Consider the following 9,638-nt stretch of genomic DNA (forward strand, 5'->3'; position numbering starts at 1 on the left):
ACGCGTGCCGTACGACCTGCGAGTGATGTGGCTCGCGGTCCTCGCGGGACTGCCCGCGGTCCTCGTGACACTCGCGCTCCTCTGGACGGGGGACTTCTCCGCCAAGGTGCGCTGGACGCTGTCCGTCCTCGTGGTGGGCATCCACGCCGGAGCCTGTCTGGCGCTCCGCGAGCGCGTCGTGCGGCCCCTGCACACCGTCGCGGGCCTGCTGGCCGCCCTGCGCGAAGGGGACTACTCCGTGCGCGGCAGGGGCGGACGCGCGGGCGATCCGCTCGGTGAGGTGCTCCTGGAGGTCAACGCCCTGGGGGACACCCTGCGCGAACAGCGCCTGGGCGCGATGGAGGCCGGCGCGCTGCTGGGCCAGATCATGGAGGCCATCGACGTCGCGGTGCTCGCCTTCGACGCCTCCGGCACCCTCAAGCTGGTGAACCGCGCGGGCGCCCGGCTCGTGGGCCTGCCGCGCGCGCAGCTGTTGGGCCAGCGCGCCGAAGCCCTCGGCTGGAGCGACCTGCTGGAAGGCCCCGCCCCCCGCCGCCTCACGCGTGTCTTCGCGCAGCAGGACGGCGGCCCCTACGAACTGTGGCGAGGCACCTTCCGCGAAGGCGGCCAGCCCCACCAACTCGTCGTGCTCACCGACCTGCGTCTGGCATTGCGCGAGGAAGAACGCGAAGCCTGGCGCCGGCTGGTCCGCGTGCTCAGCCACGAGATCAACAACTCCCTCACCCCCATCCAATCCATCGCGGACGCCCTCCGAGACACCGTCGCCCAGGTCCCGCGCCCCGCGGACTGGGAGGAGGACACCCGTCACGGCCTGGGCATCATCGCCCGCCGAGCGGAGGCCCTGTCCCGCTTCATGTCCGCCCACGCGCGGCTCGCGCGCCTGCCTCCACCCACCCTGGGCCCCGTCGAAGTGGAGCTCTGGGTGCGGCGCGTGGTGGCCCTGGAGCCGCGCCGCCCCGTCGCCGTGCGCCCGGGCCCCGTCCTCACCGTGTCCGGAGATGGAGACCAGCTGGAGCAACTGCTCATCAACCTGGTGCGCAACGCCGTGGACGCGGTCCTGTCGGAAGGGAGCGCGGGCGGTGTCTGGGTTTCCTGGTCGGTGCACGCGCCGGGCGCCGTGGAGATCTGGGTGGAGGATGAAGGCCCCGGCCTCGCGGACACCGCGAACCTCTTCGTGCCCTTCTTCACCACCAAGCCCCAGGGCAGCGGCATCGGCCTGGCGCTCAGCCGGCAGATCGCCGAAGCGCACGGAGGCAGTCTGCGCCTGGAGAACCGCACGGACGGCCGCGGCTGCCGGGCGAGGCTCAGGCTCCCGCTGGACGCTCCGCGCGCGTGAAGCGCTTCTTGCCGGACAAGGACCCGGGGCCCGTGGGCGCGGCGGGAACGGCCTCGGGCTCCGGCACGGGCGCGGCCAGCCGGTAGAGCAGCGCGGTCGCCGCCCAGAAGAACAGCACCGTGAAGCCCACGTGGATCCACCGCGCCTCGGACCACTGCTGGAGCGAGCGCGGCAATGCCTCCAGCGCGACGAAGCCGCCCAGCCACTGCCCCAGCCAACAGAGCGCCGTCACCCACACCACGCGCTGCCACGACGCCACCCGCGAGCGCCCGAAGGCATACCGGTGCAGGGCCCACAACAGCCCTACGGCGCAGCCCCACAGCGCCAGACGTGTCAGGGAAAGCCCTCGGTGCGAAGGACCCCATGGGTCCAGCTCCAGCACCCCGAAGCTCGGCGCCAGGATGAGCACCTGCACCAGCAGCACCCGGCGCACCCGCTCCGTCAATCCCTTGAGGAGCTGCCCATACGTCCAGGTCAGCGCAATCATCGGGGCCCTCCTCGGGCACGAATGTGCGGTGCTGCAGGAGAAGAACGGTTCGCCCATTATTTCTTGATTTATTTGATTGGGCAGGACTCCCGGGCTCCACCCAGACAAGCAACTTCCGGGGGTTGGATGGTCATTCGTAATGACTATTCAAAGATGGACAGTTCGGAGAGGGAATAGAACTCAGCGGGTGGGGCCGTACCGTCGTACATCAGGGATTCCACGGAGAGCCGCACGAAGCGCACGGGCCCGGTGGGGGTGAGGGGCACGTCCTGGAAGACCGGCTCCTGGACGCCCAGGCGGAGCATCCCGTCCCCATAGGGAGATGCCCCCTCGGCAGGCTCGGTGTAGAGGCCGAACGTCGCATCGCGCAGGGACTGCTCCAGCGGGCTCATGTCCCGCAGTACGACGCGCGCCAGGGATTGCCACTGTTCGCCGTCAACACTGCCCTCCAGGACGAGCCAATCCTTACCGCCCCTGCCTTGCAGGTAGTACAGCCCGCGCACCACCGCGCGGCGCGGCAGGGCCGGCTGGGGCAGGGTGATGACGACGTTGTGGAAGCGGGGGTCGGTCTCCTTCTCCCAGAAGTCCACCGGGGTGAGCAGGCCATCCGTCCATGGACAGACATCCGGAAAGGACGGCTCGCACGTCGCGCCGCGACTGATGGGGCGCAGCGTCCCTGCGGGCAGCGGTTCGGCGCCGGTGCGCCATTCCTGCCGGAAATAGACGGAGCTGGATTCACCGCCCAGCGGAGAGAACAACCACGAGCCCATGCTGGCGGCGCGCAGCCGCACCTGGGGCTCGGCGAAGTCCTCCAGCACGTACGGGCTCGGCGTCCATGGGGACTCCGTGCCCTTCTGCCGCCAGAGCAGCTCGCCGCCGGACGTGACCCACAGCAGGGGCTCCGGGGCGGTGGGCAGCAGGGGAATCGTCGAACCGTCGTCGGCGAGCAGCTCCAGCGTGTCGCCGGTCTCCGGCACGGGAGGTGCCGGGGGCGCGGGCGGGAAGGCCACGGTGGGGCCCTGGTCGCTGCTGCCCACGATCGGGCGCGCATCCCACGGCTTCAGCGTGGGCAGCTCCACGTCGTCCTGCAGGGTGAACGAGAGGAAGGTGCCGCTGCCGTCCGCGTCCAGCGGCAGCGCCAGCCGCAGGCGGTTCGAGCGCCTGTAGTAGTCCTCCTCGCGCACGGCGTCCCCGGACAGCATCTCCAGGGTGAAGTCGCCCGAGGCCTCCGTGGTGGCGGTGGTGAGCGGCGTGAAGACGTCGTCCTCCAGCCGCTCCAGGGTCAGCGTCTCGCCGGAGCGCGGCGTGCCGTCGCGGTGGAGCGCGCGGCCGTACGCGAAGATGGGGTCCTCGGGATAGCGGTCGCAGCCAGCGGTGGTGAAGGCCAGCAGTCCCAGGGAAGTGACGAGTGCGCGTCGCATGTCAGTAGGTCGCCTTGAGCCCGAAGAGGGGGAGGATGACGGGGATGCGCATGGGGACCCGCACGGGGCGGACGTCCTTGTGGGGGGAGCCCTCGTAGTCGCCGCCTTCGGAGCGGTACTCGTAGGCCACCACCTCCTGCTGTGCGGAGAGGTTGAGCACGTCGAGTGACGCATCCAGGGTGAAGTCCTGGTAGGCCCACGACTTCGCGATGCGCGCGTCCACGCGGAAGAACGGCGCCAGCCGCTGCGTGCGGTCCAGGTCCTGCCGCACCCATTCCGTCGAGCCGTCGGCGTTCGTCACCCAGCGCTGCGTCTGCGAGGTGAGCTGCCCCGTCTCCGGACGGCCGGTGTTGAAGTGCACCACCGTGCCCACGGTCCAGTTGTTGCCGAACTTGTAGCTGAGCGCGGCGTTGAAGGTGTGCGCCTGCTCGAAGGCGAAGGGCAGGGTGCCGTCCACCGTCTCCAGCACGCGGTTGTCGTCGCCGATGCGGGCGAAGCGCGCCTTCCGCTTGCTCTGCAGGAAGCTGTAGGACACCCAGCCGAACCAGTGGCGGCCCAGCGGATGGCGCGCCATCAGGTCGAAGCCGTAGGCGTAGCCGGTGGTGGCGGGGTCCTCGCCCAGGCCGCCCCGGCGGCGGCGGTTCTCCGCCACGTCCACCAGGTCGAACTCCACCGCGCGGGAGAGCGGGTTGAAGTACGCGTCCGCGCTCAGCTCCAGCCCCTCGAAGGCCTTCCACTCCGCGCCCACGTCGAACTGCGCGCCGGACTGGAGGCCGTAGCGCAGGCTCGCGGTGTCGACCGCGGGCACGTGCACGAGCACGGTGGGCGGCTGGTGGAACAGGCCCGCGCCGCCCTTGAGCGTGAGGGTGTCCGTCAGTGTGCGGCGTACGGACAGGCGCGGCTCCACCGCGGTGAAGGTCATACCCGGCACCAGGTGGTACGCATCCACGCGCAGGCCCGGCGTCACCACCCAGTCTTCCGAGGGCTTCCACGTGACGGACGCATAAGCGCCGGAGAAGGTGGCCAGCGCGCTGGGCCGCTTGAGCGGATCCGCGTCGTCGGAGGGCCGCCAGCCCGGAGGCCGCGCGGTGCCGATGAGCGTGGTGGCGGAGCGGCGGTGCTCCACGTCCGCGCCCACGGCCAGGTCCAGCGAGGACGTCAGCGTGCGGCGCCACCCCGCGCGCGCGGCGATGCTCGCCTGGCGCAGCCCGTACTCGCCCACCTTCTCGCGGAAGAGGTCGCCACCGGTGTCGCGCGTCCGCTCGCCGGTGAGGCCCAGGCCGTCCCAGCCCAGCGTGATGCCGACCTCGCCCTCGCCGTCCGCCACCGGGTGCGTGCCGCGCAGGTCGATGCGGTGGAAGCGCGACACGACGCCGGCCCCGTCCGCTTCGGCCCGCAGCTCCGGCGAGATGCCCACGTCGTCGGAGCTGCCCAGCGCGAACAGGCGCAGGCGGCCTTTGCCCACCTTCTGCTCGACGCGCGCCTGGTAGTCCCAGAAGCCCGCGCGCACTCGCTCCGCGTCCGAGTTCTGCAAGGCATTGGCCGCCAGCGAGATGAGCAGCGCGGAGTAGCTGAAGCGGCCCGCCAGGCTGACGCTGGTGCCGGTGGACTCGAAGGGCTGCTCGATGAAGCCGCCCGCGTTGAGCAGGTCCGCGTACGCGGTGAAGTGCAGCCGGTCCTCGCGAGGGCGGCTGAGGCGTCCCTCCACCGCGCCGCCCAGCACGCGGCCGTACTGCACCGGCGGCGTGCCCGGGTAGAAGTCCACGGTGTCGATGAAGTCCGGGTGCACCACCGCGGGCCCGAGCAGCAGGTGGTACAGCATCGGGATGCGCACGCCGTCCAGGAAGAAGCCCGTGGCGGCGGGCTGGCTGCCGCGCACCACCGGGTAGCTGATGCCTGACGCGAGGCTGCCCACGCCCGGCATCAGCATCACCACGCGGAACGGGTCACCCATCGTGCCGGGCACCTCGCGGATCTCCTGTTCGTGCAGGCTGATGCGGGTGACCTCCGTGCGTGGGCGTTCGTCGCGCACGACGGTTTCGTAGGGGTTCACCTCGCGAGGCTGGAGGCGGTAGACGACCTGGAGCGTCTGTCCTTGCGTCAGCGTCTCCGTGAACACCGTCGTCGCATGGCCAGGAGCGCGGACCTCCAGCGTGTGCGAGCCCGGCGATACGTCCACCGTGAAGAGACCCCGAGCGTCCGTGGTGGTGGCGGGCTGGATCGCGCCGTCCAGGAAGAAGGCCGCGTCCTGTAGCGGGCGACGCGTGCCGCGTGCGCGCACCTCGCCGGTGATGCGTGTGGTGGAGGCGGGAACCTGGACGGGCGGCGTGAACCGGTAGACGAAGGGCAGGCGCACGGCCACGGGAGTGCCAGCCAGCGTGGCCGGGGTGAAGCGCAGGCCCGGGGCCGCGGCGAGCGCCGCGTCGGTGAGGCGAGGCTCGGCGGCGGCGCGCACCACCTTCGCTTCCGCGACGTGGCCTTCCACGTCCACCAGCAGCTCCAGCTCCACCTCGCCCGGCGTGCCCTCCAGTCCTTCCGGCCATGCGGCGGGAGCGTCGGCGGTGAGGCTGGGCGGCACGAGCGCCGTGTCACCCGCGTCCGGAGAGAAGCCCAGGCGGAGGGCGTCCTCGGCGGAGAGGGCCTGGCCGGCGTCGGTGGCGTGGACGTCCACCTCCACGGCGCGAGGCTCGCTGGTGGATGAGGGCACGCCCTGCGCGAGGGCGGTCGATGCGGACAGGAGCACGAGCGTCAGCGCCAGGGGGGCGGCACGGGGGAGGAACATGGGCGGGCGCTTCAACACCGGACCCCCGCGAAAGTGACACCCGCGCTGGCGCCGGAGTGCTCCGGCCCGGCGAGGACACTGCATGCGTTCATGGATTCGGCTCAAGACGCCCAGGACTTCCCCGGCCCGTGGCGGAAGTCGGTTCACGCAGGGCATACGGACCGGAGGCGAATCCCGGCGGCGCCTTTTCACGCGAAGTCTATTGGATGCCGTGCCAGGAGTCGCCGGGCCGCTCGAATCCCCCGCCATTCTCCCCGAGCCGCGCCACTCCGTCCCCGAGGGCGGCGCGCTGTGCGAACGCGCACGGCCCTCTGTCCCGAGGTGCCGCCCCCTGGAGCCGCGCCACGGGCGGTCGTTACACTTTTTCATGTCGAGCGGAAGCCACGGCCAGGGTTCCGCGGGGAGGGCGCATGCGGACTCCGAAGGACGAACTGCTGCTCCGGGCGATGGACCATGCGTTGTCATCGCGAACGATAGAAGCGGTCGAAGCGCTGGCCGCGCTCTATCGGTTGCTGGACGCGGAGCGCATTCCCGATGACGAGAACTACGCCGTGTTCGCCACCGCGTTGTCGCGCCGGCTGGAGGGGGCGACGGGGGCGCTGCATCCGTACCGGGCGTCGGAGGTGGACGGAGGCGCGCCACAGATTGAGTTGTTCCGGCGGTTGATGAAGCACCTGCCGCTGGCGTCGGCGGCGGATGCGGTGGCGAACGCGCTGCTCGCGGACTTCCTGCGAGGGCACGCGGAGCCGACGCTGCTGGACGTGGGCATCGGGCAGGGGAGGCAGGTGTGCAACCTGCTGCGAGCACTGGCGAGGGCGGGAGCACTGCCCCGGCACCTGACAGTGGTGGGAGTGGACCCCAGCGGCACGAGCCTGGTGGAGGCGCGTGACGCGGTGCTGGCGGTGGCGGACGAGGTGGGGCTGTCGCTTGAGTTCGTGAAGCTGGAGTCGCCGGTGGAGGACCTGGACGTGGCGACATGGGCGGCGTTGCGAGCCGTGCGCCGGCCGCTGGTGGTGAACGCGGCATTCGCGCTGCACCACGTGGCGGAGAAGGAGACGTCAGGCATGGAGGCACGCGACGCGGTGCTGGCGAGGCTTGCGTCGTTGGGCCCGGTGGGCGTGGTGATGTGCGAGCCCCACGTGGATCACCACCGAGCACCGGCGCGTGAGCGATTGAAGAACGCGTGGAATCACTTCTCCCGCGTGTTCCAGTTGCTGGATACGTTGGAGATACCGAGCGCGGAGCGTCGCGCCATCAAGCGGTTCTTCGGCCGGGAGGTGGATGACATCGTGGGCACGGTGAACGAATCGGAGCGGTGTGAGCGCCACGAGCCGGCGATTGCCTGGTGGGAGCGGTTGCAGCGAGCAGGCTTTGCGCCGAGGGGAGGGCTGGAGGCGGTGTGTCCGGCGGACGTGCACCCGGCGGTGGGGCTGTGCGTGGAGGAGGGCACGGTGGGCATCACCTTCCGGGGCGACGTGCTGGTGTCGGTGCTGGCGGCGGTGCCGGGAGACGGCGCGTGAGCGACCTGGATGCGTTGGCGCCGAAGGTCATCGCGAGGTGCCGTGAGGCCGGGGTTCGGCTGGCATTGGCGGAGGCGTGTACGGGAGGGCTGATGACGGCGGCGCTGACGGAGGTGCCGGGGGCATCAGCTGTGGTGGAGCGAGGGTTCGTGCCGTATTCGAACGAGTCGAAGGGAGAGCAACTGGGAGTGCCGCTGGCGTTGTTGCAGGCGCACGGCTCGGTGAGCGCGGAGGCGGTGGGCGCGATGGCCGCGGGGGCGCTGGAGCGTTCGTGGGCGGACTGGGCGGTGGCGGAGACAGGCATCGCGGGGCCCGGGGGAGGGACGGAGACGAAGCCGGTGGGGCTGGTGTTCATCGCGGTACAGCGGCGCGGGAGGGCCGCGGTGGTGGAGCGTCACCGGTTCGAAGGGGACCGGCGGCAGGTGCGGCATGCAGCGGCGGCGCGAGGGCTGGCCCTCCTTCTGGAGCAAGTGGGAGTGGAGTCCTGAATAGGGGACTCATCCCTCCGGACGTTGGCACGTGGACGCGTGATGGGGGAGAAGGTTTGACGCAGTCTCACGAAGGGGGCCTCGATGTATCGAATCGACGTGGACCGGGCGGAATCCATCGTGAGCTTCGCGCTGGAGGGCTACATCCGGCTGGAGGAGATGCAGCGCTTCGTGGAGGACCTGCGCGCCGCGACGGATGAAGTGGCGGGGCAGGCCATCAAGATCGAAGCGGACCTGCGAACGTTCCGGCCTGCGTCGCCGGAGGCGGCGGATCTCATCCGGAGGGTGCAGGAGTACGGGCTGCGCTCCGGGGTGACGCGGGTGGCGGAGTTGGTGCAGAACCAGATTGTCGCGTTGCAGTTGAACCGGGTGGCGTCCGGAAGCGGGACGGACAAGATCCTCCGCCGTTTCTGGCAGGAGTCCGCGGCAAGGACCTGGCTGAAGCACGGAGACGCGGAGCTGGGAGTGACGCTGCGGGGCTGAGCGGAAACGAACATGCCAGCGCGCGGGTGGTGCGTGCTGTGGGTGTTGTTCGTGACGGGCCGCGCGACGTCACGGACCTGGCGGTTGGACACGGGAGAAGGCCGGGCGCGTGAGCACACGCCGCGCACGGACACGCGACCCGTGGCGCTGGACGGCGACCAGGAGCCCCTATGCCGGGACGGTATTTCGGTCTTCGCGATGACATGGGCATCCAGACCCGCTGGATGCTCGACGATCCCAGGAACTCACAGGGGAATGAGGTCGATGACCCCTGGCAATTCGCGGATGGCCGTCCGGTGCGAGTGGAGGAGCGACTCCGGATTCCCATCTATCACCCAGGAACCTCGCTCGAGTTCTCCCACGCGGGCGTAGGTGGGGCTCCTGTCGTTCATCAGCGAGTCGCGAACATCTTTCAGACACTGGCGCCCGAGGACGTACAGCTCATTCCCGTGGATGTCGATGGGGAGACCGAGCCGTATTGCCTGCTCGTCGCGACTCGGAACATCCGATGCATCGACGAACAGCAGACGACAGAGGTGCTGGATTGGAAGCCGGAGGACGGCCAACCCGAGAAGGTGGACGAGTACCGCGCCGTCTCCGGCATGCGCATTGACGTGACGAAAGTGGGGGACACAAAGGTATTCCGTCCCTGGGGCCGGACCCTTGCGCTCATCGTTTCCGAGGACATCAAGGAGGCGTTGGAGCGCGCGAACGTGACAGGGGTGAAGTTCTCAGGGGTCATGGGCCCCAGCGAAATCAGTCCCGAGGCGCGTGCGCATCGCCGCAAACTCAGTGACCTCTACGAACGGTCCACGAAACCCCGTGAAGCCTTCTGGCGCACGCTGGGCGCCATGGACGACAACTTCGTCATCCCCATCGTCGTCGGAGGCGGTTGGCCGGCAAGGAGCGAGCTCTGGCGCGTCATCCATCGCCCCGGGGGCCGAACGCTCTTCGTGACGGACGGTCTCTCCAACTTCTTCGCTGACCAGGCAGAGCCCTCAGTAGGCTTCGGCCTGGAGCTCGCGCTCGAAACCGACGAGTCCGTGGAGAACGTGGCGAAGAGCTGGCAGCAGCTTCTGCTGGAGCGAATCGCCAACGAGCTCGTAGGCCACGAACACCTG

8 protein-coding genes are annotated in these 9,638 nt (G+C 70.1%); 5 read left to right on the forward strand and 3 right to left on the reverse strand.

All coding sequences use genetic code 11. From position 1 onward, the window contains the following. Positions 1 to 25: 25 nt before the first annotated feature. Positions 26 to 1,336: a PAS domain-containing sensor histidine kinase gene (locus D7Y04_RS00815; RefSeq protein ID WP_121759225.1), complete on the forward strand. Its 1,311-nt coding sequence runs from the start codon at positions 26 to 28 to the stop codon at positions 1,334 to 1,336. Here the strand turns inward: D7Y04_RS00815 and D7Y04_RS00820 are convergent. The 3 genes from D7Y04_RS00820 to D7Y04_RS00830 form a co-directional block, all read right to left on the reverse strand. Continuing rightward, a complete protein-coding gene (locus tag D7Y04_RS00820) occupies positions 1,305 to 1,823 on the reverse strand; it encodes a hypothetical protein (RefSeq protein WP_120598779.1) in 519 nt (172 codons plus the stop codon). The genes D7Y04_RS00815 and D7Y04_RS00820 overlap by 32 nt on opposite strands. A 143-nt stretch (positions 1,824 to 1,966) precedes the next feature. After that, positions 1,967 to 3,244 (reverse strand): hypothetical protein, encoded by a 1,278-nt coding sequence (locus tag D7Y04_RS00825; protein ID WP_121758026.1) that lies wholly within the window; start codon positions 3,242 to 3,244, stop codon positions 1,967 to 1,969. Between the two features lies 1 nt (position 3,245). Further along, a complete protein-coding gene (locus tag D7Y04_RS00830; RefSeq protein WP_121758027.1) occupies positions 3,246 to 6,026 on the reverse strand; it encodes a TonB-dependent receptor domain-containing protein in 2,781 nt (926 codons plus the stop codon). 410 nt (positions 6,027 to 6,436) lie between these two features. Here D7Y04_RS00830 and D7Y04_RS00835 point away from each other — a divergent pair, with 410 nt between their 5' ends. The 4 genes from D7Y04_RS00835 to D7Y04_RS45375 all read left to right on the forward strand — a co-directional run. Continuing rightward, complete coding sequence (locus tag D7Y04_RS00835; protein ID WP_120599328.1) at positions 6,437 to 7,546, forward strand: GRAS family protein; 1,110 nt, start codon at positions 6,437 to 6,439, stop codon at positions 7,544 to 7,546. After that, complete coding sequence (locus tag D7Y04_RS00840; RefSeq protein ID WP_120599329.1) at positions 7,543 to 8,034, forward strand: CinA family protein; 492 nt, start codon at positions 7,543 to 7,545, stop codon at positions 8,032 to 8,034. The genes D7Y04_RS00835 and D7Y04_RS00840 overlap by 4 nt, the downstream gene beginning before the upstream one ends. Positions 8,035 to 8,118: 84 nt before the next feature. Beyond that, positions 8,119 to 8,517: an STAS/SEC14 domain-containing protein gene (locus D7Y04_RS00845; protein WP_120599330.1), complete on the forward strand. Its 399-nt coding sequence runs from the start codon at positions 8,119 to 8,121 to the stop codon at positions 8,515 to 8,517. A gap of 224 nt (positions 8,518 to 8,741) precedes the next feature. Then, on the forward strand, positions 8,742 to 9,638 hold an 897-nt coding region (locus tag D7Y04_RS45375; RefSeq protein ID WP_368666414.1), incomplete at its 3' end, for an imm11 family protein.

The sequence above is a fragment of the Corallococcus sp. AB038B genome, from assembly GCF_003668955.1.
Classification (GTDB): domain Bacteria; phylum Myxococcota; class Myxococcia; order Myxococcales; family Myxococcaceae; genus Corallococcus; species Corallococcus exiguus.

What these genes read in the sequence shown, in the direction of transcription:
- D7Y04_RS00815 (WP_121759225.1), top strand. Translation starts at nt 26, where the DNA reads ATGTGGCTCGCGGTCCTCGCGGGACTGCCCGCGGTCCTCGTGACACTC.
- D7Y04_RS00820 (WP_120598779.1), bottom strand. Translation starts at nt 1,823, where the DNA reads ATGATTGCGCTGACCTGGACGTATGGGCAGCTCCTCAAGGGATTGACG.
- D7Y04_RS00825 (WP_121758026.1), bottom strand. Translation starts at nt 3,244, where the DNA reads ATGCGACGCGCACTCGTCACTTCCCTGGGACTGCTGGCCTTCACCACC.
- D7Y04_RS00830 (WP_121758027.1), bottom strand. Translation starts at nt 6,026, where the DNA reads ATGTTCCTCCCCCGTGCCGCCCCCCTGGCGCTGACGCTCGTGCTCCTG.
- D7Y04_RS00835 (WP_120599328.1), top strand. Translation starts at nt 6,437, where the DNA reads ATGCGGACTCCGAAGGACGAACTGCTGCTCCGGGCGATGGACCATGCG.
- D7Y04_RS00845 (WP_120599330.1), top strand. Translation starts at nt 8,119, where the DNA reads ATGTATCGAATCGACGTGGACCGGGCGGAATCCATCGTGAGCTTCGCG.